This window comes from Mitsuokella sp. AF33-22 (genome assembly GCF_003475755.1).
GTDB lineage: Bacteria > Bacillota > Negativicutes > Selenomonadales > Selenomonadaceae > Mitsuokella.
Map to the genome: position 1 here is coordinate 92,984 of NZ_QRQA01000005.1, position 25,653 is coordinate 118,636.

35 protein-coding genes are annotated in these 25,653 nt (G+C 55.4%); 1 reads left to right on the plus strand and 34 read right to left on the minus strand.

The genetic code is table 11. The features are described from left to right. Nucleotide 1 precedes the first annotated feature (1 nt). The 32 genes from rplO to DWZ54_RS04570 all read right to left on the minus strand — a co-directional run bounded on the left by rplO (nt 2) and on the right by DWZ54_RS04570 (nt 22,424). Nucleotides 2-442, minus strand: a complete 441-nt coding sequence (gene rplO, locus DWZ54_RS04415) for a 50S ribosomal protein L15 (protein ID WP_005842128.1) — start codon at nt 440-442, stop codon at nt 2-4. 22 nt (nt 443-464) lie between these two features. Continuing rightward, complete coding sequence (gene rpmD / locus DWZ54_RS04420; protein WP_005842127.1) at nt 465-650, minus strand: 50S ribosomal protein L30; 186 nt, start codon at nt 648-650, stop codon at nt 465-467. Between the two features lie 15 nt (nt 651-665). Next, nucleotides 666-1,172 (minus strand): 30S ribosomal protein S5, encoded by a 507-nt coding sequence (gene rpsE / locus DWZ54_RS04425; protein WP_118014794.1) that lies wholly within the window; start codon nt 1,170-1,172, stop codon nt 666-668. Nucleotides 1,173-1,197: 25 nt separating this feature from the next. Beyond that, complete coding sequence (gene rplR / locus DWZ54_RS04430) at nt 1,198-1,557, minus strand: 50S ribosomal protein L18 (RefSeq protein WP_036377745.1); 360 nt, start codon at nt 1,555-1,557, stop codon at nt 1,198-1,200. Nucleotides 1,558-1,587: 30 nt separating this feature from the next. Then, nucleotides 1,588-2,139 (minus strand): 50S ribosomal protein L6, encoded by a 552-nt coding sequence (gene rplF, locus DWZ54_RS04435; protein ID WP_118014796.1) that lies wholly within the window; start codon nt 2,137-2,139, stop codon nt 1,588-1,590. A gap of 25 nt (nt 2,140-2,164) precedes the next feature. After that, nucleotides 2,165-2,563, minus strand: coding sequence for a 30S ribosomal protein S8 (gene rpsH / locus DWZ54_RS04440; RefSeq protein ID WP_118014798.1), 399 nt, complete (start codon nt 2,561-2,563; stop codon nt 2,165-2,167). A gap of 32 nt (nt 2,564-2,595) precedes the next feature. Next, complete coding sequence (locus tag DWZ54_RS04445; RefSeq protein ID WP_147369891.1) at nt 2,596-2,781, minus strand: type Z 30S ribosomal protein S14; 186 nt, start codon at nt 2,779-2,781, stop codon at nt 2,596-2,598. A 14-nt stretch (nt 2,782-2,795) separates the two neighbouring features. Continuing rightward, nucleotides 2,796-3,335, minus strand: coding sequence for a 50S ribosomal protein L5 (gene rplE / locus DWZ54_RS04450; protein WP_118014802.1), 540 nt, complete (start codon nt 3,333-3,335; stop codon nt 2,796-2,798). 20 nt (nt 3,336-3,355) lie between these two features. Further along, nucleotides 3,356-3,688 (minus strand): 50S ribosomal protein L24, encoded by a 333-nt coding sequence (rplX, locus tag DWZ54_RS04455; RefSeq protein WP_118014804.1) that lies wholly within the window; start codon nt 3,686-3,688, stop codon nt 3,356-3,358. A gap of 18 nt (nt 3,689-3,706) precedes the next feature. Beyond that, nucleotides 3,707-4,075 carry a 50S ribosomal protein L14 gene (gene rplN, locus DWZ54_RS04460; protein ID WP_005842114.1) on the minus strand — a complete coding sequence of 123 codons (369 nt, stop codon included), beginning with the start codon at nt 4,073-4,075 and terminating at the stop codon, nt 3,707-3,709. A 30-nt stretch (nt 4,076-4,105) separates the two neighbouring features. Then, nucleotides 4,106-4,363 carry a 30S ribosomal protein S17 gene (gene rpsQ, locus DWZ54_RS04465; protein WP_118014806.1) on the minus strand — a complete coding sequence of 86 codons (258 nt, stop codon included), beginning with the start codon at nt 4,361-4,363 and terminating at the stop codon, nt 4,106-4,108. A gap of 38 nt (nt 4,364-4,401) precedes the next feature. Beyond that, the gene (rpmC, locus tag DWZ54_RS04470) at nt 4,402-4,596 is read right to left on the minus strand and encodes a 50S ribosomal protein L29 (RefSeq protein WP_005842110.1); all 195 of its coding nucleotides are present in this window, start codon (nt 4,594-4,596) and stop codon (nt 4,402-4,404) included. Then, entirely contained in the window at nt 4,586-5,029 is a 444-nt protein-coding gene (gene rplP, locus DWZ54_RS04475) for a 50S ribosomal protein L16 (protein WP_118014808.1), read from the minus strand. The genes rpmC and rplP overlap by 11 nt, the downstream gene beginning before the upstream one ends. Then, the gene (rpsC, locus tag DWZ54_RS04480) at nt 5,029-5,697 is read right to left on the minus strand and encodes a 30S ribosomal protein S3 (RefSeq protein WP_118474663.1); all 669 of its coding nucleotides are present in this window, start codon (nt 5,695-5,697) and stop codon (nt 5,029-5,031) included. Before rpsC ends, rplP begins: the two co-directional genes overlap by 1 nt. 17 nt (nt 5,698-5,714) lie before the next feature. Then, nucleotides 5,715-6,050 carry a 50S ribosomal protein L22 gene (rplV, locus tag DWZ54_RS04485; protein ID WP_199497502.1) on the minus strand — a complete coding sequence of 112 codons (336 nt, stop codon included), beginning with the start codon at nt 6,048-6,050 and terminating at the stop codon, nt 5,715-5,717. A 21-nt stretch (nt 6,051-6,071) separates the two neighbouring features. Continuing rightward, the gene (gene rpsS / locus DWZ54_RS04490) at nt 6,072-6,353 is read right to left on the minus strand and encodes a 30S ribosomal protein S19 (protein ID WP_118014814.1); all 282 of its coding nucleotides are present in this window, start codon (nt 6,351-6,353) and stop codon (nt 6,072-6,074) included. A gap of 49 nt (nt 6,354-6,402) precedes the next feature. Continuing rightward, a complete protein-coding gene (gene rplB, locus DWZ54_RS04495; protein WP_118474664.1) occupies nt 6,403-7,230 on the minus strand; it encodes a 50S ribosomal protein L2 in 828 nt (275 codons plus the stop codon). Nucleotides 7,231-7,253: 23 nt separating this feature from the next. Continuing rightward, nucleotides 7,254-7,535 carry a 50S ribosomal protein L23 gene (rplW, locus tag DWZ54_RS04500; protein ID WP_118014818.1) on the minus strand — a complete coding sequence of 94 codons (282 nt, stop codon included), beginning with the start codon at nt 7,533-7,535 and terminating at the stop codon, nt 7,254-7,256. Next, nucleotides 7,535-8,158 carry a 50S ribosomal protein L4 gene (rplD, locus tag DWZ54_RS04505; RefSeq protein WP_118014820.1) on the minus strand — a complete coding sequence of 208 codons (624 nt, stop codon included), beginning with the start codon at nt 8,156-8,158 and terminating at the stop codon, nt 7,535-7,537. The genes rplW and rplD overlap by 1 nt, the downstream gene beginning before the upstream one ends. Nucleotides 8,159-8,181: 23 nt before the next feature. Beyond that, complete coding sequence (rplC, locus tag DWZ54_RS04510; protein ID WP_118014822.1) at nt 8,182-8,826, minus strand: 50S ribosomal protein L3; 645 nt, start codon at nt 8,824-8,826, stop codon at nt 8,182-8,184. A gap of 18 nt (nt 8,827-8,844) precedes the next feature. After that, complete coding sequence (rpsJ, locus tag DWZ54_RS04515) at nt 8,845-9,156, minus strand: 30S ribosomal protein S10 (RefSeq protein WP_029540488.1); 312 nt, start codon at nt 9,154-9,156, stop codon at nt 8,845-8,847. Nucleotides 9,157-9,334: 178 nt separating this feature from the next. Beyond that, on the minus strand, nt 9,335-10,528 hold the full coding sequence (tuf, locus tag DWZ54_RS04520) for an elongation factor Tu (protein WP_118014824.1): 1,194 nt from the start codon (nt 10,526-10,528) through the stop codon (nt 9,335-9,337). Between the two features lie 17 nt (nt 10,529-10,545). After that, nucleotides 10,546-12,624, minus strand: coding sequence for an elongation factor G (gene fusA, locus DWZ54_RS04525; RefSeq protein WP_118474665.1), 2,079 nt, complete (start codon nt 12,622-12,624; stop codon nt 10,546-10,548). Between the two features lie 33 nt (nt 12,625-12,657). After that, a complete protein-coding gene (rpsG, locus tag DWZ54_RS04530; protein WP_005842089.1) occupies nt 12,658-13,128 on the minus strand; it encodes a 30S ribosomal protein S7 in 471 nt (156 codons plus the stop codon). Nucleotides 13,129-13,186: 58 nt separating this feature from the next. Then, nucleotides 13,187-13,570 (minus strand): 30S ribosomal protein S12, encoded by a 384-nt coding sequence (gene rpsL, locus DWZ54_RS04535; protein ID WP_005842087.1) that lies wholly within the window; start codon nt 13,568-13,570, stop codon nt 13,187-13,189. A gap of 70 nt (nt 13,571-13,640) precedes the next feature. Next, complete coding sequence (locus tag DWZ54_RS04540; protein WP_118014828.1) at nt 13,641-13,898, minus strand: ribosomal L7Ae/L30e/S12e/Gadd45 family protein; 258 nt, start codon at nt 13,896-13,898, stop codon at nt 13,641-13,643. A 256-nt stretch (nt 13,899-14,154) separates the two neighbouring features. Next, nucleotides 14,155-16,158, minus strand: coding sequence for a transketolase (tkt, locus tag DWZ54_RS04545; RefSeq protein ID WP_118474666.1), 2,004 nt, complete (start codon nt 16,156-16,158; stop codon nt 14,155-14,157). Nucleotides 16,159-16,453: 295 nt separating this feature from the next. Continuing rightward, nucleotides 16,454-16,813 carry a chorismate mutase gene (gene aroH, locus DWZ54_RS04550; protein WP_118474667.1) on the minus strand — a complete coding sequence of 120 codons (360 nt, stop codon included), beginning with the start codon at nt 16,811-16,813 and terminating at the stop codon, nt 16,454-16,456. Nucleotides 16,814-16,922: 109 nt separating this feature from the next. Then, nucleotides 16,923-18,524 (minus strand): AarF/ABC1/UbiB kinase family protein, encoded by a 1,602-nt coding sequence (locus DWZ54_RS04555; RefSeq protein WP_118474668.1) that lies wholly within the window; start codon nt 18,522-18,524, stop codon nt 16,923-16,925. 12 nt (nt 18,525-18,536) lie between these two features. Then, nucleotides 18,537-20,156: an ABC-F family ATP-binding cassette domain-containing protein gene (locus tag DWZ54_RS04560; RefSeq protein WP_118014835.1), complete on the minus strand. Its 1,620-nt coding sequence runs from the start codon at nt 20,154-20,156 to the stop codon at nt 18,537-18,539. A 94-nt stretch (nt 20,157-20,250) separates the two neighbouring features. Next, nucleotides 20,251-21,084, minus strand: a complete 834-nt coding sequence (locus DWZ54_RS04565) for a glucosaminidase domain-containing protein (protein ID WP_233541621.1) — start codon at nt 21,082-21,084, stop codon at nt 20,251-20,253. A gap of 47 nt (nt 21,085-21,131) precedes the next feature. Continuing rightward, complete coding sequence (locus DWZ54_RS04570; RefSeq protein WP_118474669.1) at nt 21,132-22,424, minus strand: hypothetical protein; 1,293 nt, start codon at nt 22,422-22,424, stop codon at nt 21,132-21,134. A gap of 155 nt (nt 22,425-22,579) precedes the next feature. Between DWZ54_RS04570 and DWZ54_RS04575 the strand changes: the two genes are divergently transcribed. After that, complete coding sequence (locus DWZ54_RS04575) at nt 22,580-23,260, plus strand: TVP38/TMEM64 family protein (protein WP_118474708.1); 681 nt, start codon at nt 22,580-22,582, stop codon at nt 23,258-23,260. A 5-nt stretch (nt 23,261-23,265) separates the two neighbouring features. Here the strand turns inward: DWZ54_RS04575 and amrS are convergent, their stop codons facing one another. Beyond that, nucleotides 23,266-24,120 (minus strand): AmmeMemoRadiSam system radical SAM enzyme, encoded by an 855-nt coding sequence (gene amrS / locus DWZ54_RS04580; RefSeq protein WP_118474670.1) that lies wholly within the window; start codon nt 24,118-24,120, stop codon nt 23,266-23,268. Then, the gene (gene amrA / locus DWZ54_RS04585; protein WP_118474671.1) at nt 24,113-25,501 is read right to left on the minus strand and encodes an AmmeMemoRadiSam system protein A; all 1,389 of its coding nucleotides are present in this window, start codon (nt 25,499-25,501) and stop codon (nt 24,113-24,115) included. Before amrA ends, amrS begins: the two co-directional genes overlap by 8 nt. Nucleotides 25,502-25,653: the final 152 nt, after the last annotated feature.

A 25,653-nucleotide genomic window follows, 5' to 3' on the forward strand; every position in this document is an offset into this window, starting at 1 on the left:
CTCAGATCACCTCTACTTTGCCACCTGCTGCCGTGATCTTCTCTTCTGCGGATTTCGTGAAGCCGTTTGCACGAACCGTCAGCTTCTTCGTAAGCTCGCCATTGCCGAGGATACGGATGCCATCCTGCACGTTCTTCAGGATACCGGATTCAACGAGCACAACCGGATCAACCGTCGTGCCATCTTCAAAGCGGTTCAGCGTCTCGACGTTGACCTCAGCAAAGGTCTTGGCCCAGACATTCTTGAAGCCGCGCTTCGGGAGACGACGGTAAATCGGCATCTGGCCGCCTTCAAAACCCGTGCGCACGCCGCCGCCGCTGCGGGAATTCTGGCCCTTCATGCCGCGGCCAGCCGTCTTGCCGTTGCCGGAGCCGAGGCCGCGACCGACGCGGTTGCGAACCTTGCGGGAACCAGCTGCTGGCTGTAATTCATGTAATTTCATCTAGTACACCTCCTGTTCCGTCTTAGTCTGCGATTTCTTCTACCTGGATCAGATGCTCGACCTTGTGGAGCTGGCCACGGATGGCCGGGTTGTCCGGAAGCTCAACAACGGAGTTGATCTTGCGCAGTCCAAGAGCACGAACGGTCTTGCGCTGCGTTTCCGGGCGGCCGATCAAGCTTCTCTTCAGCGTGACTTTAACTTTTGCCATTTTGTGAGCCTCCTATTAACCTAAGATTTCCTGAACCGTCTTGCCACGGAGCTCAGCAACAGCCTCTGCACGCTTGAGTGCCTTGAGGCCTTCCATCGTTGCGCGGACCATGTTGTTCGGGTTTGCGGAACCGAGGGACTTCGTCAGGATATCGCGGATACCTGCGAGCTCAAGGATGGCACGAGCCGGGCCGCCGGCGATAACACCGGTACCTTTTGCAGCCGGCTTCATCATGACTTTGCCGGCACCAAAGACACCGATCATCTCATGAGGAATCGTGCGGTTGTCGTAAAGAGCAACCTCGATGAGGTTCTTCTTTGCATCCTCGACACCCTTGCGGATTGCTTCCGGAACCTCAGCAGCCTTGCCGAGGCCAACGCCTACTTTACCTTTCTTGTTGCCAACGACAACAAGGGCGCTGAACGAGAAGCGGCGGCCGCCCTTGACGACTTTCGCTACTCGATTGATATATACAACTTTCTCCTCGAACTCAGGAGTCTCGTTGTCCATATTTCTAGCCATTCATTTACCTCCTTCAGACGTTATCTTAGAATTTCAGACCAGCTTCACGAGCTGCTTCTGCGAGAGCTGCAACACGGCCATGATAAACATAGCCGCCACGGTCGAATACGACTTCCGTGATGCCCTTCTCAAGAGCACGCTTGGCGACTTCAGCACCAACAGCCTTAGCTGCTTCGATGTTGCCGCCGTAGTTCTCAAAACCCTTGTCCTGGGAGCTTGCGGAGACGAGCGTTACGCCCTTCTCATCATCGATAACCTGCGCATAGATGTTTGCGAGGCTGCGATATACGTTGAGGCGCGGACGAGCCGCCGTGCCTGCGATATGGTTGCGGACACGCAGATGACGTTTCTGACGTGCCTTGTTCTTATCTGCTTTAAGAAGCACAGAGATTCACTCCTTTCCCGAATGCGTTCCTTATTTCTTACCCTTAGCGCCGGCTTTACCTTCCTTGCGGCGGATATGCTCACCAGCGTATTTGATGCCCTTGCCTTTGTACGGCTCCGGCTCACGGAAGCCGCGGATCTCAGCTGCGATCTGACCGACAACTTCCTTATCGATGCCCTTTACCGTGATGGCATTGGCGGACGGTACGTCGAACTCAATGCCCTGCGGCGGCTCGACAACAACCGGATGGGAGAAACCAAGGGACAGGTTGAGGTTCTTGCCCTGCTTCTGGGCACGGTAACCGACACCATTGATTTCGAGATTCTTGGAGAAACCTTCCGTTACGCCGACAACCATGTTGTGGATCAGCGTACGGGACAGACCGTGGAGGGATCTGTGCGTTTTATCGTCGGACGGACGCGTTACCGTGATAACGTTGCCTTCGACGGTTACTTTCATTTCCGGATGAATGTGGCGGGAAAGTTCACCTTTCGGGCCCTTTACTTTCACCAGATTGTCCTCGCCGAGCGTAACCGTTACGCCAGCCGGGATTTCAATCGGTGCTCTACCAATTCTTGACATCTGTACACCTCCTGACTACTATCAATTACCAAACGTAAGCGATGACTTCGCCGCCGAGACCAGCCTTGCGGGCCTGCTTGTCGCTCATGATGCCCTTGGACGTGGAAATGATGGCGATGCCGAGGCCGCCGAGAACACGCGGAAGCTCATCGTGCTTTGCGTACTGGCGAAGGCCCGGCTTCGAAATGCGTTTGATACCGGAGATGACCTTCTCGCGCTGAGGGCCATACTTGAGGGCGATCGTGATGACACCCTGCTTGTTGTCCTCCGTGAACGTGTAGTCTTTGATGAAACCCTCTTCCTTCAGGACCTCTGCAATAGCGGTCTTGATCTTGGAACCCGGGATTTCCACCTTCTCGTGGAATACAGAGTTTGCATTGCGCAAACGAGTCAGCATATCTGCAATAGGATCAGTCATTACCATTGAATCGATATCCTCCTTTCAAATGTCAATAATTACCAGCTGGCTTTGGTTACGCCAGGAATAGCGCCTTTGTAGCTCTGCTCGCGGAAGCAGATACGGCACATGTCGAACTTGCGCATGTAGCCATGCGGACGGCCGCAGATCTTGCAGCGGTTGTACTTGCGCGTGGAGAACTTCGGTTCTTTGCTCCACTTCTCAACCATAGACTTCTTAGCCAAGTTTCCTTACCTCCTTATGCTTTGAACGGCATACCCATGAGTTTCAGGAGCTCTCTGGCTTCTTCATCCGTCTGTGCCGTCGTAACAATTACAATGTTCATGCCACGGATCTTATCGATTTTATCATACTCGATTTCCGGGAAGATGAGCTGCTCTTTGAGGCCGACTGCGTAGTTGCCGCGGCCGTCGAAAGCCTTATCCGATACACCACGGAAGTCACGGACGCGCGGGAGAGCAACGTTCATGAACTTATCGAGGAACTGGTACATACGCGTGCCGCGCAGCGTTACTTTGCAGCCGATTGGCATGCCCTCACGCAACTTCCAGGCTGCGAGGGACTTCTTTGCACGAGTCAGAAGCGGCTTCTGGCCAGCGATGATCGTCAGATCGCTCACTGCTGCATCGAGGGCCTTCGGGTTGCCGACAGCCTCGCCAACACCCATGTTGATGATGACCTTCTCGATTTTCGGGAGCTGCATCACGTTCTTGTAGCCAAACTTCTCCGTCATGGCTTTGCAGACTTCGTTCTGGTATTTTTCCTGTAATCTATCCACTTATGTTCCTCCTTTCTCGCTTATTTCGTCTGGTCGATGACTTCGCCGCACTTCTTGCAGGCACGGACCATCTTGCCATTGACTTCCTTGTGGGCAACGCGCGTTGCCTTCTTGCAAGCCGGGCAGACGACCATGACTTTGCAGGCATGCATCGGAGCTTCCTTCACGAGGATGCCGCCCTGCGGAGCCTTCTGGTTCGGCTTCGTGTGACGCTTTACTTTGTTGACGCCCTCGACGATAACCTTGCCCTTCTTCGGCATAGCCGTGATGACTTTGCCCTGTTTGCCTTTATCCTTACCGGACAGCACGACGACCGTGTCGCCCTTCTTAACGTTCAGTTTTACGAGTGACAAAATAGCACCTCCCCACAATTAAAGTACTTCAGGAGCCAGGGAAACGATCTTCATGAAGTCTTTATCGCGAAGCTCTCTGGCTACTGGTCCAAAAATACGCGTGCCCTTCGGCGTCTTGTCGTCCTTGATGATGACAGCGGCATTCTCGTCGAAGCGGATGTACGAGCCATCTGCACGACGCAGGCCCTTGACGCTGCGGACTACGACTGCCTTCACGACATCGCCCTTCTTGACCGTGCCGCCAGGAGCAGCAGACTTAACTGCAGCTACGATAATATCACCAATGTTAGCGTACTTGCGATAGGAACCGCCGAGCACGCGGATGCACATGATCTCTTTTGCACCCGTGTTGTCACCAACATTCAGGATGGTTTGCTGTTGGATCATTGTTTGACCTCCTTCTTCGATAATTTTGGATTATTTTGCACGCTCGATGACTTCAACAACTCTCCAGCGCTTCGTCTTGGAAAGCGGGCGGGTTTCCATGAGGGATACCTTGTCGCCTACATGTGCGTCGTTCTTCTCATCATGTGCATGGAACTTTACCGTTCTCTTGACCGGCTTTTTGTAAAGCTTGTGCTGCTCGAGTTCCTCGACTGCAACCACAACGGTCTTGTCCATCTTATCGGAGATGACTTTACCAATTTTCGTCTTACGTACGTTTCTTTCGCTCATCAGGGAGCCTCCTTCCTTTTGCATATCAGTTTCCGTGATTAAGCCTTGAGCTCGTTCTCACGCTGGATCGTCTTGATGCGGGCGATCGTCTTCTTTACTTCTTTGATACGCATCGGGTTCTCAAGCTGGCCGGTGGCAAGCTGGAAACGGAGGTTGAACAGCTCCTCTTTGAGCGAAGCAAGTTTCTGGTTGAGTTCCTCAGCATTCATCTCGCGAATCTCATTAACCTTCATTTACTTCACCGCCCTCTGCTTTATTGTCTTCCTTCATAACGAACTTCGTCTTGATTGGGAGCTTGTGACCAGCGAGACGCATAGCTTCCATTGCGATCTCCTTGGAAACGCCGTCCATCTCGAAGAGGACGCGGCCCGGCTTAACAACAGCTACCCAGTACTCCGGCGAACCTTTACCGGAACCCATGCGGGTCTCGGCCGGTTTAGCCGTTACCGGCTTATCCGGGAAAATCTTGATCCAGACCTGGCCGCCACGCTTGATGTAACGCGTCATGGCGATACGAGCTGCCTCGATCTGACGGTTCGTGATCCAAGCCGGCTCGAGGGCTACGAGGCCATACTGGCCATGGCTGACCGTATTGCCGCGATGAGCCTTGCCCTTCATACGGCCACGGAACTGCTTGCGATATTTGACTCTCTTTGGTAATAACATTAAGCTTCGCTCCCTTCAGCTGCAGCCTTCTGCTGCTTTCTTTCCGGAAGAACTTCGCCCTTGAAGATCCAGACCTTTACGCCGATGCGGCCATAAGTCGTGTGAGCTTCTGCCGTACCATAATCGATATCAGCACGGAGCGTATGAAGTGGGATACTTCCTTCACGATACGATTCCTTACGTGCGATCTCTGCACCGCCGAGGCGACCGCTGCAAGCGATCTTGATGCCCTTGGCGCCGAGGCGCATCGTGCGGCCAACTGCCTGCTTCATCGCGCGGCGGAAAGCGATGCGGCGTTCGAGCTGCTGAGCGATGTTCTCAGCAACGAGCGTTGCGTCCATATCCGGCTGTTTGATTTCTGCAATGTTGATGTCCACGCGCTTCGTCGTGTAATTCTTCAGACCCTCTTTGATCTGCTCGATGCCCGAACCGCCACGGCCGATGACCATGCCCGGCTTAGCCGTGTGGATCGTGATCTTCAGGCGGTTCTTGCTGCGCTCCATCTCAATTCTGGAAACACCAGCTGCCTGAAGGCTCTGCTTCAGATAATCACGGATCTTGATATCTTCATGCAGGTTTGCTGCAAAATCTTTATCTGCATACCACTTAGCATCCCAATCCTTGACAATGCCAAGACGAATACCATGCGGATTTACTTTCTGACCCAAACCGTTTCCCTCCTTACTCAGTTCTTCTCGTCAACGACGATGGTTACATGGGACGTACGCTTCAAAATCTTGAAGGCCTGTCCACGGGAACGCGGATGGATGCGCTTGAGCGTCGGGCCCTGGTCGACGAATGCCGTCTTGACGAAGAGCTTCTCGACGTCCATATCAAAGTTGTTCTCAGCGTTTGCAACAGCAGAACGCAGAACCTTCTCAACTACTTCAGCGCCAGCCTTCGGCGTGAATTTCAGAATCGCGAACGCTTCAGCGACGTTCTTGCCACGGATGAGATCCATGACCACACGAACTTTGCGCGGAGCGATGCGAACATATTTAGCTACTGCTTTCGATTCCACAAGGATTCTCCTTTCGCAAAATTATTTCAGAGCGGTCTTTCTCTCTTCGCCGGCATGGCCCTTGAAAGTACGCGTCGGAGCGAACTCACCGAGCTTGTGGCCAACCATGTCTTCCGTGATGTAAACGGGGACATGCTTGCGGCCGTCATGAACAGCAATCGTATGACCAACGAACTCCGGGAAAATCGTGGAGCTTCTCGACCAGGTCTTAACAACTTTCTTATCGTTAGCCTCGTTCAGGGCCGTGATCTTCTTCATCAGGCTCTCTGCAACGTAAGGTCCTTTTTTAATAGATCTTGACAAAGTGTCTCCTCCTTTCGTCAGGCGGCACTAGGCTGCCTGTCGATTTCTATTATTTCGTGCGTCCTTTGACGATGAGCTTGTCGGAAGCCTTCTTGCGACGGGTCTTGGCACCCATTGCGCATTTGCCCCACTTCGTAACAGGGTGCTTGCGGCCAACAGGAGAACGGCCCTCGCCGCCGCCATGCGGATGATCGTTCGGGTTCATGGCAACGCCGCGGTTCTCCGGGCGAATGCCGAGCCAGCGGGAACGGCCAGCCTTGCCGAGCGTGATGTTCTCGTGCTCGAGGTTGCCGACTTCGCCGATCGTTGCACGGCAGTTGATGTGGACTTTGCGGAGCTCGCCGGACGGCATGCGGAGGAGTGCATAATCGCCTTCCTTAGCCATGAGCTGAGCGGACGTACCAGCACTGCGAACGAGCTGTGCGCCCTTGCCGATCTTCAGCTCAACGTTGTGTACCGTAGTACCAACCGGAATGTTCTTGAGCGGAAGTGCGTTGCCGACCTTGATATCAGCGTCCGGGCCAGAAACGACCTGATCGCCGACCTTGAGGCCGTTCGGTGCGAGGATGTAGCGCTTCTCGCCGTCTACGTAGTTGAGCAGAGCGATGCGAGCGCTGCGGTTCGGATCGTACTCAATCGTAGCGACGCGAGCCGGGATACCGTCTTTCGTGCGCTTGAAGTCAATGACACGATAGAGACGCTTGTGGCCGCCGCCCTGATGACGGACGGTCAGACAGCCCTGCTGATTACGGCCGCCCGTTTTCTTGAGGCGTTCCGTCAGGGACTTCTCAGGCTTGCTTGCCGTGATCTCATCAAACGATGCGACCGTCATGAAGCGTCTGCCTGCAGAATATGGTTTAAAACTCTTTACTGCCACTTAAGTGTACCTCCTTTTCTCGATTATGCTTCGAAGAACTCGATGCTTTCGCCAGCAGCGAGCTTCACGATAGCTTTTTTATAGTCAGGGCGCTTGCCAGACGTGCGGCCCATGCGTTTCGTTTTGCCAAGTACGTTGACCGTATTGACCTTTTCAACCTTGACGTTGAAGATTTCAGCGACTGCTTTGGCAATCTCAATCTTGTTGGCTGCTTTCGCAACAACGAAGACGTACTTGCCTTCAGCCATGAGCTGAGTCGTTCTCTCAGTGATCAGCGGACGGATCAGGATATCACGTGCTTCCATTATGCGAATACCTCCTCGATGCGGGTGATGGCATCCTTCGTGATGAACAGCTTGCCATGATTCAGGATATCATAGACATTCAGTCCCAGCGCCTGGATAGCTTTTGCACCCGGAATGTTGCGTGCGGATTTCTCAACGTTCTCTGCCTCGTCAGCCGTGACGAAGAGAGCCTTGGAATCTACGCCGAAGTCGCCGAGCATCTTGACAACCTGCTTCGTCTTCGGAGCATCGAAATCGAGGCTCTCGAGAACGATCAGATCGCCGCTCTTGACTTTATCGGAAAGTGCGCATTTGAGAGCGAGACGACGCTGCTTGCGCGGCATGGAGAAAGCATACTTGCGCGGATGCGGTCCGAAAACCGTACCACCGCCGACCCACAGCGGGCTGCGCGTCGAACCAGCGCGGGCACGGCCCGTGCCTTTCTGCTTCCAAGGCTTGCGGCCACCGCCACGGACAAAGCCGCGCGTTTTCGTGGCATGCGTGCCAAGGCGCTGAGCTGCGAGCTGCATAACAACGGCCTGATGCAGGAGGCCTGCATTCATCTCTACGCCGAAGATGCTGTCATTCAATTCGATATCGCCAACCTGATTGTTGGTGATGTCATAAACTGCTACTGTAGCCATAATTGTTGGTGTCCTCCTTCCAATCAGTTTTTGCCCGGCTTAACGGTGCTCTTGATCACAACGAAGCTCTTCTTCGGGCCCGGAATTGCGCCCTTGATGAGGATGAGGTTGCGGTCTGCATCGACACGGACGACCGTGAGACGCTGAACCGTAACGCGCTCGCCACCCATGCGGCCCGGGAGCTTCTTGCCCTTGAGGACACGTCCACCAGGACCGGAAATCATGGCACCAGTGGAACCCGGCTCACGATGGGATTTGGAACCATGTCCCATGGGACCACGAGCGAAGTTGTGACGTTTGATACCGCCGGCAAAACCCTTACCTTTGGAAGTACCCGTAACATCAACCAGTTCTCCAGCACTAAATATGTCAACGCCGATGGAATCACCGACTTTATATTCAGAAGCATCTGCAAGACGCATCTCGCGAATGAACTTTACAGGGCTTACGCCAGCCTTCTCGAAATGGCCTTTCAGGGGTTTGTTTACTTTATTTTCTTTAACTTCACCGAAGCCGAGCTGTACTGCGTTATAGCCGTCAGACTCAACCGTCTTGTTCTGGATCACAATGTTGTTGCCAGACTCTACGACCGTAACCGGGACAACTTTGCCTTCTTCCGTGAAGATCTGAGTCATACCAAGTTTTCTACCTAAGATAGCTTTAGACATTCATTCCACCTCCTCGGATTACAGTTTGATTTCGATGTCTACGCCTGCCGGCAGGTCAAGACGCATCAGAGCATCGACCGTTTTGTTGGTCGGCTGCAGAATGTCGATCAGACGCTTATGCGTGCGCATTTCAAACTGCTCACGGCTGTCCTTGTTGACATGCGGGGAACGCAGGATCGTATAGATGTTCTTTTCCGTCGGGAGAGGAATCGGACCGGATACCATCGCACCAGTCTTCTTTGCCGTATCGACAATCTTTACGGCACTCTGATCGAGGGCTTTATGATCATAAGCCTTCAAACGGATTCTGATTTTCTGCTGTTTCGACAATTTGTTTTCCTCCTTATCGTCCAGGCTCTTGGCCCAAACATTTCTCCGTAACAGTTCCCTCGGGAGCACCCGAGCCATCTGCCACGTCATCGCATTGGGGGGTACCATATTGATTTTAACCTTTAAATAAGAGCGACGCGAGCGCCGCTCTTTATTCAAAGATTCTTTTACGTAAGGATTAGCCTTCGATTTCCGTTACGCGGCCAGCACCAACCGTGTGACCACCTTCGCGGATAGCGAAGCGCAGGCCCTTCTCGATAGCGATCGGGGTGATGAGCTCAACTTCCATCTCGACGTTATCGCCAGGCATAACCATTTCCGTGCCTTCCGGCAGTTTGACTACGCCAGTTACGTCCGTCGTGCGGAAGTAGAACTGCGGGCGATAGTTCGTGAAGAACGGCGTATGACGGCCACCTTCTTCTTTCGTCAGGACATAGACCTGAGCCTTGAACTTCGTGTGCGGATGAATCGTGCCCGGCTTTGCGAGAACCTGGCCACGCTCGATCTCTTTGCGGTCGATACCACGGAGCAGAGCACCGATGTTATCGCCAGCCTCAGCGAAATCAAGCATCTTGCGGAACATCTCGATGCCCGTGACAACCGTCTGACGCGGCTCGTCCTGCAGACCAACGATCTCAACCGTATCGTTCATCTTGAGCTCACCACGCTCAACACGGCCCGTAGCAACCGTGCCGCGGCCAGTGATCGTGAAGACATCCTCGACCGGCATCAGGAACGGCTTAGCGTTGTCGCGCTCCGGCGTCGGAATATAATCATCAACAGCTTCCATGAGCTTGAGGATGTTCTTCTTCTGCTCTTCGTCGCCTTCGAGGGCCTTCAGAGCGGAACCAGCGATAACAGGGATGTCATCGCCCGGGAAGTCATAGCTGGAGAGCAGCTCGCGAACTTCCATCTCAACGAGCTCGAGGAGCTCAGGATCGTCAACCTGGTCAACCTTGTTGAGGAAGACAACGATTGCCGGAACACCGACCTGACGAGCGAGCAGGATGTGCTCACGAGTCTGCGGCATCGGGCCATCAGCTGCGGAAACAACCAGGATAGCACCATCCATCTGAGCAGCGCCGGTGATCATGTTCTTGACATAGTCAGCATGGCCCGGGCAGTCAACGTGTGCATAGTGACGTTTCGGCGTCTCATACTCAACGTGAGCCGTGTTGATCGTGATACCGCGCTCACGCTCTTCCGGAGCCTTATCGATATCTGCATAGTCTTCGAAGGAAGCCTTGCAGCCTTCCGTCTCGGAAAGGACTTTCGTGATTGCAGCCGTCAGCGTCGTCTTGCCATGGTCAACGTGACCAATCGTACCGATGTTGACATGCGGTTTAGTTCTTTCAAACTTTTCTTTAGCCATTGTGATGTTTTCCTCCCTTATTCACCTTTGTTTTTTGCGACAATCTTGTCAGCAATATTTTTAGGAACTTCATCATAGTAAGCAACTTCCATGCTGTAGTTCCCGCGGCCCTGGGTCTTGGAACGCAAATCCGTCGAGTAACCGAACATCTCGGAGAGCGGAACGAAGCCGTTGATGACCTGGGAACCATTGCGTGCTTCCATGCCATCGATGCGGCCGCGGCGGGAGTTCAGGTCGCCGATAACGTCGCCCATGTACTCTTCCGGAACCGTGACTTCAACTTTAACATACGGCTCGAGGAGAACCGGATTTGCCTTTTCTGCGCCGTTGCGGAACGCCATGGAACCAGCAACCTTGAACGCTGCCTCCGAGGAGTCGACTTCGTGGAAGGAACCGTCAAAGACCGTTACCTTGACATCGACAACCGGATAGCCGGCAACAACGCCTGCTTCCATAGCCTGCTTGACGCCATCTTCGATCGGCTTGATGAATTCCTTCGGAATTGCACCGCCGACGACTTTGTTTTCGAATACAAAGCCTTCGCCCGGCTCCTGCGGCTCGAGCTTGAGCCAGCAGTGACCGTACTGGCCATGACCACCGGACTGGCGGACGAACTTGCCTTCTGCCTCGACAGACTTGCGGATCGTCTCGCGGTAAGCAACCTGCGGCTCGCCGACTTTGCAGTCGACCTTGAACTCGCGGAGCATACGGTCAACGATGATCTGCAGGTGAAGCTCACCCATGCCGGAGATGATCGTCTGGCCCGTTTCCTGGTCCGTGCGGACGCGGAAGGTCGGATCTTCTTCAGCGAGCTTCTGAAGGGCAACGCCCATCTTCTCCTGGTCGTTCTTCGTGGACGGCTCAACTGCAACGGAGATAACCGGATCTGGGAAGACCATGGACTCGAGAATGATCGGATGCTCTTCATCGCAGAGCGTGTCGCCCGTCGTCGTATCCTTGAGGCCGACGGCAGCAGCGATATCACCGCTGTAAACGCGGTCGATTTCCTTACGGTTGTTGGCGTGCATCTGCAGGATACGGCCGATACGCTCTTTCTTGCCCTTCGTGGAGTTGTACACGTAGGAGCCGCCATCGAGGATACCGGAGTAAACGCGGAAGAATGCGAGCTTACCAACGTAAGGATCCGTCATGATCTTGAATGCGAGTGCGGAGAACGGAGCCTCGTCGCTTGCCGGACGATGGTCTTCCTCACCCGTCTCAGGATTTACACCAGCAATCGGCGGGATATCCGTCGGAGCCGGCATGTAATCAACAATCGCATCGAGGAGCGGCTGAACGCCCTTGTTGCGATAGGAAGTACCGCAGGTAACCGGGCAGAGCTTGCACTCGACCGTACCCTTGCGGATGACCTTCTTGATCTCTTCCTCGGTGATCTCTTCGCCGCCGAGGTATTTCTCCATGAAGTCATCATCGAGTTCGGAAAGAGACTCGAGGAGGAGCTCACGGTATTCTTCAGCCTGATCCTTCATGTCATCCGGGATTGCAACCTCATCCTCGACTTTGCCGAGATCGTCTTCATAGACGATGGCTTCCATCTTGACGAGATCGATGATACCCTTGAAGGAATCCTCAGCACCGATCGGCAGCTGGATGGCAACTGCATTTGCATTGAGGCGTTCCTTCATCATCTTGATGACGTTGAAGAAGTCCGCGCCGGTGATGTCCATCTTGTTGACATAAGCCATACGCGGAACGTTGTAGTTCTCAGCCTGACGCCAAACGGTTTCAGTCTGAGGCTCGACACCGCCGCGAGCAGTCAGGACTGCTACAGCGCCATCGAGTACGCGCAGGGAACGCTCAACCTCTACCGTGAAGTCCACGTGACCCGGCGTATCGATGATGTTGATGCGATGATTCTTCCAATGGCAGGTCGTTGCAGCGGACGTGATCGTGATACCACGCTCCTGCTCCTGAACCATCCAGTCCATCGTTGCGGCACCATCATGTACCTCGCCGATCTTGTGGTTTACACCCGTGTAGAAGAGGATACGTTCCGTGGTCGTCGTCTTACCGGCATCGATGTGAGCCATGATACCGATGTTACGAGTTTTTTCAAGGGAATACTCTCTTGCCACTTTTAATATCGCTCCTTAATGATATAGAAGGGATTACCAGCGATAATGTGCGAATGCCTTGTTGGCCTCGGCCATCTTATGCGTATCTTCCTTCTTCTTGATTGCTGCACCCGTGTTGTTGGCAGCATCCATGAGCTCACCGGAAAGGCGCTCATCCATCGTCTTCTCACCGCGCAGGCGAGCGTAGTTGACGATCCAGCGAATGCCGAGCGTCATGCGACGATCCGGACGAACTTCAACCGGAACCTGGTAGTTTGCACCACCGACGCGGCGTGCGCGTACCTCGAGGACCGGCATAACGTTCTTGAGAGCAGTCTCAAAAACCTCGAGAGGATCCTTGCCCGTCTTGGCGCGGATCGTCTCAAACGCATCATAAACGACGCGCTCTGCAACGCTCTTCTTACCGGAGAGCATTACCTTGTTGATGAATTTCGTAACCGTCTTGCTGTGGTACACCGGATCCGGCAGTACGTCGCGCTTCGGTACGGAACCTTTTCTTGGCATTGTTTTACCTCCTTCTTCATTAGCATATATCTCCCGCCCTCAGGCAGGAATCCGTTTCTTATTTCTTCTTCGCTTTGGCTTTCTTCGCACCGTACTTGGAACGGCCCTGGCCGCGATCCTGCACACCGGCAGTATCGAGCGAACCACGGATGATGTGGTAACGAACACCTGGCAGGTCCTTGACACGACCGCCGCGAATCAGAACAACGCTATGCTCCTGAAGATTATGACCAATGCCTGGGATGTATGCGGTAACCTCGATGCTGTTCGTCAAACGAACACGGGCAACCTTACGCAGAGCCGAGTTCGGCTTCTTCGGCGTAGACGTGTAAACACGCGTGCAAACACCACGTTTCTGCGGGCAATTCTTGAGTGCTGGTGCTTTGGACTTCTCCTGCATGCTCTTTCTGCTCTTACGAACTAACTGATTGATAGTAGGCATACATGCACCTCCTTCCTTCATATTGAGAATTTATTATTTATTAAAACCCCGAAGCAGTGCTCCTGAGTTTTTAACAAATAGGCTGCTTGAGGACCGCCGCTGCCGCTGCGCCGACTTCGATGCCGCACGCTTTGCCGAGCTCCTGCATTGTCTCTGCATGCTCAACCGTGACGCCATGCTCTTCACAGAGAAGAACGAGCGGCGCCGTCACGCGCTCATCTGCATCATCGGCGATGAAAACGCTCATCACGCTTTCCCGCTTCACAGCTTTGGAAACCTGCTTGATACCAATCACCCGACTGGCACTTTTCAGTGTATCCAGTGTCATTGCTTTCACTCTCCTGTATCACTAAATCGTGCGCTCAAATCAGGCACTCCTATAATATAACACCCTCCAAAACCCTTGTCAACACTTATTTTATAAAGATTTTCTTGTCCACGCACCCTAGCGTATCATTTTCTATAGCAAGTGCGATAAAAAGGACATTTGTGTTATATAAGCCTACATTTTGAGTATAAAAGATTACAAAAATGAGGGGCCCGCCAAGGCAAGCCCCTCATGTATACAAAACGATACGTTATTTTTATTTGTTGGCAGCGATGACCTTCATGGCTGCTTCAACCACATGCTGCTTCGTGAAGCCGAACTTCTCGAAAAGCAGGTTGGCAGGCGCCGAAGCACCGAAGCCCTCCATGCAGACCGTAGCGCCGTCAAGGCCGACATAGCGGCCCCAGCCGAAGCTCGAGAGTGCTTCAACAGCAACACGTGCGCGAACATCCTTTGGCAGGACGCTTTCCTTGTACTCAGCGCTCTGCTGCTCGAAGAGATCCATGCACGGCATGGAGACAACGCGGACGTCGATGCCGCTCTTGGCGAGCTCTTCCTGTGCTTCAATGGCCAGCGAAACCTCAGAGCCCGTACCGATGAGGATACCATCCATGTTCGCAGCATCCTTGGCTTCCGAAACGACATAAGCACCCTTCAGCGCATCCTTGCTGGAGCCCGGCAGCTGCGGCAGGTTCTGGCGCGTGAGCACGAGAGCCGTCGGCGTATGCTCGGACGTGACAGCCAGATACCAGCCAGCAGCCGTCTCCGTGGCATCGGCCGGACGGAAGACGTTGAAATTCGGCAGCGAACGCAGCATGGCAAGCTGTTCGATTGGCTCATGCGTCGGGCCATCTTCGCCGACACCGATACTGTCATGCGTCAGGACGTACGTCGTCGGCAGGTGCATGAGAGCCGCTAGGCGCATCATCGGCTTCATGTAGTCGCTGAAGACGAAGAAGGTAGCGACATAAGCACGCAGACCGCCGTGAAGCATCAGGCCGTTCTCGATGGCAGCCATGGCCAGCTCGCGGACACCGAAATGCAGGTTGCGGCCCGCATAATTCGTCTTGCTGAAATCGCTCTCGCCTTCCATATGCGTCTTGTTGGACGGTGCGAGGTCAGCACTGCCGCCGATGAGGTTCGGCATGATGTCCTTGAGGAAGTTGATCTTCTTGCCGGAGAGAGCACGCGTTGCCACAGCCTTCTCTTCCTTGGCCCAGAATGCATCGTTGTTGTAGAGAGCCTCAGCGTTGACAGCCGTGTGATATTTCTCCCAGCGTGCCTTGTCTTCCGGGAACTTCTCGCAGTACTCAGCGAACATCTTGTTCCAGGCAGCTTCTGCCTCTTCGCCCTTCTTGGCCTTCTCTGCATAATGTGCATAGACATCCTCCGGGATGTTGAAAGTCTTCTCAGGCTCCGGCCAGCCAAGGTTCTCCTTCAGAGCCTTGACGTTCTCCTCGCCGAGCGGCTCGCCATGAGCGCTGGCCTTGCCCTGCTTGGCCGGGCAGCCGTAGCCGATCTGCGTGCGCACCGTGATGAAGGACGGATGCTCTTTATCTGCCTTGGCCTCTTCGATGGCCTTGCCAATGGCTTCAAGATCATTGCCGTCCTCGACCGTAATCGTCTGGAAGCCAAAGGCACGCATGCGGGCCTGGACATCTTCCGTGAAGGCGATATCCGTGTTGCCCTCGATGGAGATCTTGTTGGAATCGTAAAGGACGATGAGCTTCGACAGGCCGAGCGTGCCAGCCAGCGAGAAGGCCTCGGAGGAAATGCCCTCCATCATGCAGCCGTCGCCGCCGAGCGCGAACGTGTAGTGGTCAACGACCGGATAGCCCGGGCGGTTGAACATCGATGCGAGATGTGCCTCTGCCATTGCCATGCCGACAGCCATGCCCATGCCAGCACCGAGCGGGCCCGTCGTGGCTTCTACACCAACCGTGTGGCCGTATTCTGGATGGCCCGGCGTCAGGGAACCGAGCTGACGGAACTGCTTCATATCGTCCATGGTCAGGCCATAACCGAAGAAGTGCAGCAGCGAGTACAGCATGGCCGAACCATGGCCGCCCGAGAGGATGAAGCGGTCACGGTTTGCCCACTTCGTATCCTTTGGATTGTGATTCATATGGTTTGCCCACAGCTCATAGGCCATGGCTGCACTGCCGAGCGGCAGGCCAGGATGACCCGATTTTGCTTTCTGGATGGCGTCTGCGGACAGGACGCGGATCGCATTGACGCATTTCGTATCGATGTTACTCAAAACGTATCTCCCCTTACCATTTGATTCTGAAATGTTTTATTTTACTTATTCATTGTACAAGATTTTTCTGTAAAAGTACAGAGCCTGGCAATCCGTAAAATACAGATAACGGCCAAGAATGAGCACTCACAACATGATTCAACATAATTCAACTATATGCACATAAAAAAATAACATAAAAATCTTTTCTTATGTGTATATATTAAATCATTGGTTCGTTTCTTTTTCTTTTGTAAAAATAAACGGCAGATGCATCTGACACAAGCCATGCATCTGCCGTTTTTTAGTTCATAAATCAGCTGGCAATATCCGGACGGAGGCGTGCGGCTTCACCAAGATAGACATGCCGGATCTCCGCCTGTCTGAGGTCCGTATCGGCCAGGACAAGCACGCGAATGCAGAGCGGCAGGCTTCCCTCGATGGCACACTGACGCGCATCAAAGAGCGGCACGAGTTCAAAACCTGGAATACGGCGCACGCCGGCAGTTGGAAAAGACGCTGTGAGATCCTCCGTCATCGAAAAGATGACCGCGCCGATATCCTCCGGCTGCAGCGCATTGCGCTGCAGGATTTCCTGCATCATGTCCTGTGCTGCCTGCCAAATCTCTTCCTTCTCATTATGTGCAACCGTGATTGCCCCGCGAATCCCTCTCATGCCGTTTCCTCCTCGGACAAATCGTTTTCCTGATCCTGCGCTGCCGGCAGCTTCACCGGCAGCAGGAATATAAGGGAATTTTACCATGTTTCCCGCCAGAATGCCACACTCAAATCCCCTTGTGGATATCCCAGATGATGCGGATGCTCAAGATAAAGGCAATCGCATAGCCCAGGAATCCCAGAAGGGGAATCTCCATGATCTTCGGCGTCATATTCGTCGTGCATATCGTGCTGGAAGCCAGCAGCAGAGCCGCACAGAGCACGGCCAATATGACCTTGTTGATCATGCGGTCGAGGTGCCGGAGCGGCTCTTCCGCCCCCGTCAGATCGAGGTTGACCTTCGTCTGGCCGCTCATCGTCATCTTGAGGATATCCGAGATCTGCTCGGGCAGCTGCGCAGACTTGCGCAGGAGCACGAGTCCCTCGCGCTTGGCCTTGTCGAGTTCATCGCGCCAGTTGAAGTTCTTCTTGAAATCGACCGACAGGCTCTTGGCAAAGATCTCGACAAAGCTGACCTTCGGACAGCAGAGGCGCATGACGCCCTCTATCGTCAGGACGCCGCGCGCGAACATCGAGAGCCCCTGCGGACAGCCGATATGATGCACGCGCAGGATATTCATGATCTGGCGCGTCAGCACGCCCATCTGCAGCGAGCGGAAATCCAGCGAACTGTACTGAGCCATCAGCGCATCGATGTCCTGATAGAGCGCCGTGTGATTGATGCGCCCGTGGACGACGCCGAGCGACAGGACAGCTGCCTTCATCTCGAAGGTATCGTGATTCGCAAGCGCATAGACGGCCTTGCGGATGGCCATGCGGTCGCGGCTTGAAAGCCTGCCCATCATACCGAGGTCCAGCCAGACGATGCGGCCGTTGCGGATCCAGATATTGCCGGGATGCGGGTCGGCATGGAAATAACCGTCCTCGATGATCTGCTTGACGTAGTTTTCGCCGAGGCGCCGGCCCAAAAGCGTGATGTCATAGCCATTGGCGCGCAGGGCATCAAAATCATCGATGCGCACGCCGTCGATAAATTCCATAACGAGGATGTGCTGGGTCGAAAGCTGGCGATAGACCTTCGGGCAGGAAACGTAATCGACATCGCGGTTGAGATGCTCAAATTCCTCGATGTGATCCGCCTCCATCAGGAAATCCATCTCCTGCTTGGCAATCATCCACATCTCGTCGAGCACCATATTGAAATCGAGGACATCCTGCGAGCGGCTGATGATCTTGAGCAGGGTCGCCGCCCGCTTCAGCAGCAGGATATCCTTGCTCATGATCTCATAGATGCCCGGGCGCTGCACCTTGACGACGACTTTCTCCCCCGTCGTGAGCACGGCGCGGTGCACCTGTGCGATACTCGCTGAGCCCAGGGCCTCCTCGTCAATGCTCTGGAACACTTGATTCCAGCGCCGGCTGTATTCCTGCTCGATGACCTCGAGGATCACGCGGAACGGCAGCGGCTTGGCCCCCGTCTGCAGCTTCATGAGCTCATCGCAGTACTCAGGCGGCAGGAAATCCGGGCGCATGCTCATGACCTGACCGAGCTTGACAAAAGTCGGACCGAGATCCTCGAGCACCTGCCGGAGTTTTTCCGGCGTCATGCCGCGCACGACTTCGCGCTTGCGCAGCACGGCGATCATCTCGCGCAACCGCGCCGTGGCACTGGCATCTTCTATGGCATTATGCAAGAATTTATCGAACATCGGTTTATCGCCTTATTTCTTATATTTCTCCGCCAGCTGCTGACGCACCGTCTCATTGGCCAGGAAGTCGTCGTACGTCGAAAGGCGGTCGACGACGCCATCCGGCGTGATATCGATGATGCGGTTGGCAATCGTCTGAACAAATTCATGGTCGTGCGACACGAAAAGGGCCGTTCCCTTGAAGGCAATGAGGCCGTTGTTGAGCGCCGTGATGGACTCCAGATCGAGATGGTTCGTCGGTTCATCGAGCAGCAGGACGTTAGCACCGGAGAGCATCATGCGCGACAGCATGCAGCGCACGCGCTCGCCGCCGGAAAGAACGGATGCCTTCTTCTGGCTCTCCTCGCCCGAGAACAGCATGCGTCCGAGGAAACCGCGCACGAACGTCTCATCCGGGTCCTTTGAATACTGGCGCAGCCAGTCGACGAGATTGAGATCAACGCCGTCAAAATAAGCGGAGTTGTCGGACGGCAGGTACGCCTGCGTCGTCGTCACGCCCCATTTGAACGTGCCTTCATCTGCCTGTTCCTCACCCATGAGGATCTTGAAGAGCATCGTCTTGCCGATGCTGTTCGGACCGACAAAAGCGACCTTATCGCCGCGCTTCAGCGTGAAGCTGACATTCTTGAGCACCTGCTCGCCGTCGACCATCTTCGAGATACCGTCGACCTGCAGCAGCTGGTCACCAGCCTCGCGGTCCGGCGTGAAGGCAATGTACGGATAACGGCGCGAAGAAGGCTTGATATCCTCGACCTTGATCTTGTCGAGCAGCTTCTTACGGCTCGTCGCCTGCTTGGATTTGGCGGCATTGGCGGCAAAGCGCGCGATGAAGTTCTGGAGTTCCTTGATCTTCTCCTCCGCCTTCTTGTTCTGCTCCTTCTGCAGCTGCAATGCCAGCTGGCTCGACTGATACCAGAAGTCGTAGTTACCGGCATAGAGCTTGATCTCGCCAAAATCGACGTCGCAGATATACGTGCAGACCTGGTTGAGGAAGTGACGGTCATGCGAAACGACGATGACCGTATTCGGGAAATCCGCGAGGAAATTCTCGAGCCAGTTAATGGACTCGACGTCGAGATGGTTCGTCGGCTCATCGAGCAGCAGGATATCCGGGTTGCCGAACAGCGCCTGTGCCAGGAGAACGCGAACTTTTTCCTTGGCCGTGAGATCTGCCATCTTCATGCTGTGCTCATTCTCAGGAATGCCGAGGCCATTGAGCAGACGTGCCGCCTCCGATTCCGCATCCCAGCCGTTGAGCTCGGCAAACTCTGCCTCGAGCTCCGACGCGCGCATGCCGTCTTCCTCCGAGAAATCCGGCTTGGCATAGAGCGCATCCTTCTCGTCCATGATCTCCACGAGGCGCTTGTGTCCCATGATGACCGTACGCAGGACTTCGTAATCATCGTAGGCGTAATGGTCCTGCTGCAGCACAGCCAGGCGCTCACCCGGCGTGATCTCGATCACGCCGCTCGTCGGCTCGATATCGCCGGCCAAAAGTTTCAGGAACGTGGATTTGCCAGCACCGTTCGCACCGATGATGCCGTAGCAGTTGCCCGGCGTGAACTTGAGGTTGACATCCTTATAGAGGACACGTTTGCCAAACTGGAGGCTGACGTTGTTCGTAGTAATCATTAGTAGATCTTCATCCCTTTCAAATACAAATCGCTTTCTTCATTATAGAGAATGTAACAGGAAATTCTATGGAATCATCCGGACAATGCGGTTCTCATTCGGTCAGCATGGCGCGGAACATCGAGAGGATGCTCTGTCCATACGTATGGCCCGGTACGGCCCAGCGGCCGTTGAGGTCCTCCCAGCGTCCAAGCGTGCGGTCACCATAGGAGTCACGTACGAGCTGATAGCGCGGATCGATGACGGGTGCGCTCGGCTCACGCGTCGAAGCATAGGCCAGGAGGTGCTGGATATGTGCGCGGACGCCGAGCTGTGCCGTCGGGAAGAACGCCCCCTTGACGCCGCCGCCCGTCGTGCCGAGCCCGCAGAAGTTGTTCTGCTGCGGGATGACGTCGCCGCCGTAGCGGAAGAAGCCCGTTTCCTTCAGCGCCTGTGCAAAAGCCACATCGGGGCGGATGCCCTCGCGCTCGCCCTCTTCATAGTAGTATGAGACGAGTTCCTGCGGCGTAACTGTGATGTCCGGATGCGGATTGACGCTCAGGAGATACCGCACGCACTGTTCCTGGCTTGCAAGTGGTGTGCCGATGATCGAATCATCGTAGGCTGACATCGTCTGCGGCACCGAAAGAGGCGTCATGGACGGGCTCTGCTGTCCGCCCGGATAGAGGATTGCATGGATGCGCGACTGGAAGTCACTGCCTCCCGACAGCTCCTTTTCCGACGTGGCATGCAATTGGTCTTCCCGGCGCAGATCGGGGTGCATCTCCACACGCGAATCCACCTTGGCAGAAGCATGCTGCTCCACTTTGGTCTGCGGCTGTGGCTGCGTTTTATGACGCTTTGCCTCTGTGACATGCGGTGCATAAAACAGGAAGGATCCGAGGACGACCCCCGTCAAAAGATATTTTCCATAAGAATTCCAATGCATTGACACGAATAAGAACACTCCTTATCTTTATTCCATTCACGATATCATCAAATCATTGACCAAAACCCGAAGAAAAAATACAGGGCAAAACAAACGGCGAGCACCCGCATCGGGCGTGGCACCTCGTCATCGCAGCCGGCCAGCAGCTTGAGGCAGACATAGGCAATGACGGAAGCCCCTAGTCCCGCTGCGATATCCTGTGTCAGCGGCAGCAGCAGGAACAGCACTCCCGCCGCTGCCTGCTCGGCAAAATCGCCCTGAAATACCGGTCCCATGCGCCGAAGCATCACGATGCCCGCTCCGACGAGCACCGGCACCATGACGGCTGCAAAGCTCGCCAGCGACGCCATCACGGGCTCTGCCACGAGCAGCAGCGCGAGAACGACGGCCGTCCAGTACGCCATGCGCTGCGGGCGGCTGCTGCCGACAGCCTGCCCAACGGCCGACTCCGGCGCCGCCATGACCGGCATGGTGCCGAGCAGGCAGCCGATAAAGCTCACCAGTGACAGCAGGCAAAGCGGTTTCCGCTTCGCCGCCTCCGGCGCCAGTGCGGTGAGACTGCCGGCACCGGAAACCAGCAGGAAGAGCAGCAGGAAAACGGAGAGGTCGAAATAACAGGCCGGTGATATGGTCTGCCAGCCCGTCATAAAGATGAGCTGCAGCCCCGTCCGGTCAAGCCCTTCCGGCTGCAGGAACGGCGCATCCGGCAAGACCCAGAAGCCGCCGATGAAGGCCAGCACTGCTGTCACGAGGAACGCCGCGCCCGGTGCCCAGCGCTTCTTCATGGCCATGAGTCCGAAGAGCACGAGGATGCCCGTAAAGCTCAAATAGGCCATGGGATCTGAAAAGCCGCCGAGCTGCAGGAGCCCTGTCGGCGCGCCCATGAGCAGCCGCCCCTCGAAGAGCCCGAGTGCAATGAGCATGAGGCCGACCGCCCCACGCAAGGCCCGGCGCAGGCAAGGCGGCATCAGCTTTTCGGGAAGCTGCTGCAGCCGCGGGAAGCGCGGCGCGCCGGCCAGGAGCAGGAACGATACGAGCGACGCCGCTGCTCCCATGAAGAGCACCATCTGCCAGCTCACGCCCCGCGCGAGAATCACGATATAGACCAGCCAGGATGTCAGGGCCAGTCCCGGCGCTGCCGCGACGGCTAGACGGCACCGCCCCATCAGGATGGTACCAAGGATGGCCGTGACAAACGATGCCGTATAGACACCCGTAAAGGGCATCCCCGTCATCACGAGCAGATTGGTCACGACGAGCAGCGAAGCTGCCAGCGGCAGAGCCGTCATGACTCCTGCCAGCAGGCCGTCATGCCAGCGCTGCGTTTTCAACTTGTCCATGGGTTTGCTACCCGCTCCTTTCCATGCCCGGTTTCAGACATATCGTTTTTATTTTACCATAGAATTCATGTAATCTCCATGAGAGAAATGGTATAATAGGCATGTAAGTTTGTTTTAGGAGGATACACATCTTGCACCTGCATAAATCCATGGGCATGGTCAAAGTCGCGGCAGCCTTGGCCATCGTCCTGCTCTTTCTCATCATCCATCTGCTGAATCCGGCTTTCCTGCCGCATCTTGCAGGGCTTCTTTCCCGCGGCGACATCAAGGAAACAGCCGAATACATTGCATCCTTCGGCCCCTGGGCCATCGTCTTCAGCTTTCTTCTTACCCTGTTTGTCAATGCGCTGGGCTTCCCGCCCGCCATCATCTTCTCGACGGCCAACACGCTGATCTTCGGCATCTTCTGGGGCATCTTCCTCAGTGTCGTTGCCGAAACCGTCGGCGTGACGCTGAGCTTCGGCCTCATGCGCTTCTTCTTCCGCGATGCGGCCGAAAAGATTATCAGCAAGCACAAGACGCTGGCAAACCTCGACAAATACAGCGGGCGCCAGGGCTTTGTCGTCATGCTGATTGCCCGCATGGTTCCCTACTTCCCGTCCATTCTCCTCAACGCGCTCGGTGCGCTCTCGGCCATGAGCTGGCGTGACTACGTGATCTCGTCATTCGTCGGCAAGTTCCCCTCGACGGGCATCGAGGCCATCATCGGCCATGATACGATCACGCATCAGGAGGACCCGACGCGGCTCATCGTCGTCTGCGTCTTCGCCGTCGTGCTGATTGCCGGTGCCTGGTACTATGAGAAACGCGCGGCCCGGCATGCACCGGAATCGTGAACGCTTCAGATGTTGCCGAGATGCACGTAGCGAAGGAATTTCTGAGCCACCTGCTGCAAGGTATAGAGGGTTGAAGCCGGCGTCATCGGGATATCGAGCTGATACCGCGGGAAATACCGCGAGAGATGCAGCGGCAGTTCCCAGTAAAGCTGCGACAGCCACCGTGCTTCTGCCGCCATGTCCGCTGCGCTGTCATTTTTCCCCGGTATCACGAGCGTCGTCACTTCAACATGAACACCCTGCTCAGCCGCCATGCAAATGGCGGCTTTTGTCGTCTCAAGGCTGCCGCCGATCCAATCGTAAAATGCCTGCGTGAAGCCCTTGAGATCGATGTTGACGGCATCGACGTACGGCAACAGCTGCAGCCAGGCCGACTCTGCAATCTGCCCGTTTGTCACAAGCACAACGGCAAGGCCTGCCTCCTTGAGGAGCCTTGCCGTGTCGTAGACGAACTCATAGCTGACGAGCGGCTCATTGTACGTAAAGGCCACGCCGATGTTGCCGGACGTCTCCTCAAGCCGCTGGGCCGCTGCCACGATTCCCTTCGGCGTAACCTGCTCCAGCGGCAGCTTCGTCCCCGCAAAGCCCTCGATGCCTGCCTGCGAGATCGTGTAATTCTGGCAGAACGGACAGCGCAGATTGCAGCCAAAGCTGCCAAGCGACAGGATATGGCTGCCCGGATGGAAATGGTAGAGCGGCTTTTTCTCGATGGGGTCAAGCGCCGCCGAAGTCAGGAGACCGTAATTGAGCGGCCGAATGACGCCATCCTGGTTCTGCCGGGCGCGGCAGAATCCCGTCTGCCCGGCCGCCAGATGACAGCGGTGTGGGCAAAGCGAACAGACAACCTTTGCCTCAGACATGGCGCGTCACCTCGAAACGCCAGAGCTGTACGGGCTCTCTCGCGCCGATATTGCCCTTGCGGCGGGCAATCGCAATCTGCTCATCCACACGGTCCACACCGGCAAGATCCGGCAGCAGGAGGCCGCGCCGCTCACCATTCTGGACGATGACACCATAGCGCTTGACATCGAGCTGTTTCGGCGAATCGATGGGCTCAGGCTCCGAAAGCACATCGACGTCGTAGACGAGCCTTGGAAGTTCTTCCGGCGTGACCTGCGGGAAACGCGGGTCGTGCATGCCGGCCGAAACCGCATTGTAGAGGATTTCCTCAGCGAGATTGCGTCGTCCCGGCGCCAGCGTGCCGATACAGCCGCGCAGGCGGCCATCCTTCTTGATGGAGACAAAGCAGCCCGCACGCCTGTCCTGAAGTTCCGCGGGCAGGTCCTTCGGCAGCGGCAGGAACACATGACTCCTGACAAACGTCTCAAGGCTCAGACGCGCGAGATGGACATACGCATCCTCGCGCTCACGGACAGCGGCAATATCGCGCATCTCCTTATCATGCAGCTGACGGCCGATGTTGCGCGCATCGTCTTCCCCTTCTGGCGTAAAGTACGCAACACCGTAGCCGACGCCGAAGGTCCCCTCATGCGAGAGCAGTTCCGCTTTGACAGCCTGCCGATCAAGCGCTCCCGCCATAATCCAGAAGGAACGCAGGCCGCATTCTGCCGCCCCCTCGGCCAAATCAGCCGGAATTGTCAACAAAGACAGAAAATCCGCCTGACCGAGATCTTTCGTCACCTCCTCATCAAAGACCGGGCCTTCCTTGGCAAAGCCATAAGGCCCTTCCGCCTTGAGCTTGTGCGAGAGGTCTCCGCTCGCGATGAACACGGCGCGGCGCCCGAGCTTGCCTGCCGTTTCCCTGATCAGCTGTCCCAAACGGTAATGCATGTCTGCTGACAGGCCGGAAAGACCGATGCGGACGACCTTGACAGGCTTTTTGAGTTCCGGCTGCAGGAAGTACAGAGGAATCATCGTACCGTGGTCGAGCGCCGGCTCCCGTTCCCCAAGAAAACCGGCCGGCAGATCCTCGGCCGCACAGGCATTGGCCAAGGCTTTCGAGAACGCTTCATCGTACTCCGCCTCGATTCTGACCTCCGGGCAGCGAAACGCACCGAAATCTCCCTCCGCCTTCTCGCCCGGTGAGATATGGAAATAATCGCTGTACATCGTCGCATGCGGACTCGTGATGACGACGGTATCCGGCTCCAGTGACGCCGCACGCTTCATGACTTCGCGGTACGCCGCTGTCGTCTTTGCAATCTTTTCTTCTTCTCCCCTGCCGATTTCCGGCAGGATGATGGGCGGATGCGGCACCGCCATCGCAGCCACGATTGCCATAAAAATCCCTCCATTCCATAAATTGAACGTCCTTATACAAATTCATTACTATGTTACTATTACGAGAAAATTCCTAAAAATCCTGCCACAGTCAGGTAAAACCTGTTTTCCAAGATGTTTCACAGAACGCCGCGTTATGCTCTTATGCTATA

What these genes read in the sequence shown, in the direction of transcription:
- rplO (WP_005842128.1), bottom strand. Translation starts at nt 442, where the DNA reads ATGAAATTACATGAATTACAGCCAGCAGCTGGTTCCCGCAAGGTTCGC.
- rpmD (WP_005842127.1), bottom strand. Translation starts at nt 650, where the DNA reads ATGGCAAAAGTTAAAGTCACGCTGAAGAGAAGCTTGATCGGCCGCCCG.
- rpsE (WP_118014794.1), bottom strand. Translation starts at nt 1,172, where the DNA reads ATGGCTAGAAATATGGACAACGAGACTCCTGAGTTCGAGGAGAAAGTT.
- rplF (WP_118014796.1), bottom strand. Translation starts at nt 2,139, where the DNA reads ATGTCAAGAATTGGTAGAGCACCGATTGAAATCCCGGCTGGCGTAACG.
- rpsH (WP_118014798.1), bottom strand. Translation starts at nt 2,563, where the DNA reads ATGGTAATGACTGATCCTATTGCAGATATGCTGACTCGTTTGCGCAAT.
- rplN (WP_005842114.1), bottom strand. Translation starts at nt 4,075, where the DNA reads ATGATCCAACAGCAAACCATCCTGAATGTTGGTGACAACACGGGTGCA.
- rpsQ (WP_118014806.1), bottom strand. Translation starts at nt 4,363, where the DNA reads ATGAGCGAAAGAAACGTACGTAAGACGAAAATTGGTAAAGTCATCTCC.
- rpmC (WP_005842110.1), bottom strand. Translation starts at nt 4,596, where the DNA reads ATGAAGGTTAATGAGATTCGCGAGATGAATGCTGAGGAACTCAACCAG.
- rplP (WP_118014808.1), bottom strand. Translation starts at nt 5,029, where the DNA reads ATGTTATTACCAAAGAGAGTCAAATATCGCAAGCAGTTCCGTGGCCGT.
- rplW (WP_118014818.1), bottom strand. Translation starts at nt 7,535, where the DNA reads ATGGAAGCACGTGATATCCTGATCCGTCCGCTGATCACTGAGAGAACG.
- rplD (WP_118014820.1), bottom strand. Translation starts at nt 8,158, where the DNA reads ATGGCTACAGTAGCAGTTTATGACATCACCAACAATCAGGTTGGCGAT.
- rplC (WP_118014822.1), bottom strand. Translation starts at nt 8,826, where the DNA reads ATGTCTAAAGCTATCTTAGGTAGAAAACTTGGTATGACTCAGATCTTC.
- tuf (WP_118014824.1), bottom strand. Translation starts at nt 10,528, where the DNA reads ATGGCTAAAGAAAAGTTTGAAAGAACTAAACCGCATGTCAACATCGGT.
- rpsG (WP_005842089.1), bottom strand. Translation starts at nt 13,128, where the DNA reads ATGCCAAGAAAAGGTTCCGTACCGAAGCGCGACGTACTGCCGGATCCG.
- rpsL (WP_005842087.1), bottom strand. Translation starts at nt 13,570, where the DNA reads ATGCCTACTATCAATCAGTTAGTTCGTAAGAGCAGAAAGAGCATGCAG.
- DWZ54_RS04540 (WP_118014828.1), bottom strand. Translation starts at nt 13,898, where the DNA reads ATGACACTGGATACACTGAAAAGTGCCAGTCGGGTGATTGGTATCAAG.
- aroH (WP_118474667.1), bottom strand. Translation starts at nt 16,813, where the DNA reads ATGAGAGGGATTCGCGGGGCAATCACGGTTGCACATAATGAGAAGGAA.
- DWZ54_RS04555 (WP_118474668.1), bottom strand. Translation starts at nt 18,524, where the DNA reads ATGTTCGATAAATTCTTGCATAATGCCATAGAAGATGCCAGTGCCACG.
- DWZ54_RS04560 (WP_118014835.1), bottom strand. Translation starts at nt 20,156, where the DNA reads ATGATTACTACGAACAACGTCAGCCTCCAGTTTGGCAAACGTGTCCTC.
- DWZ54_RS04565 (WP_233541621.1), bottom strand. Translation starts at nt 21,084, where the DNA reads ATGCATTGGAATTCTTATGGAAAATATCTTTTGACGGGGGTCGTCCTC.
- DWZ54_RS04570 (WP_118474669.1), bottom strand. Translation starts at nt 22,424, where the DNA reads ATGGACAAGTTGAAAACGCAGCGCTGGCATGACGGCCTGCTGGCAGGA.
- DWZ54_RS04575 (WP_118474708.1), top strand. Translation starts at nt 22,580, where the DNA reads ATGGTCAAAGTCGCGGCAGCCTTGGCCATCGTCCTGCTCTTTCTCATC.
- amrS (WP_118474670.1), bottom strand. Translation starts at nt 24,120, where the DNA reads ATGTCTGAGGCAAAGGTTGTCTGTTCGCTTTGCCCACACCGCTGTCAT.
- amrA (WP_118474671.1), bottom strand. Translation starts at nt 25,501, where the DNA reads ATGGCAATCGTGGCTGCGATGGCGGTGCCGCATCCGCCCATCATCCTG.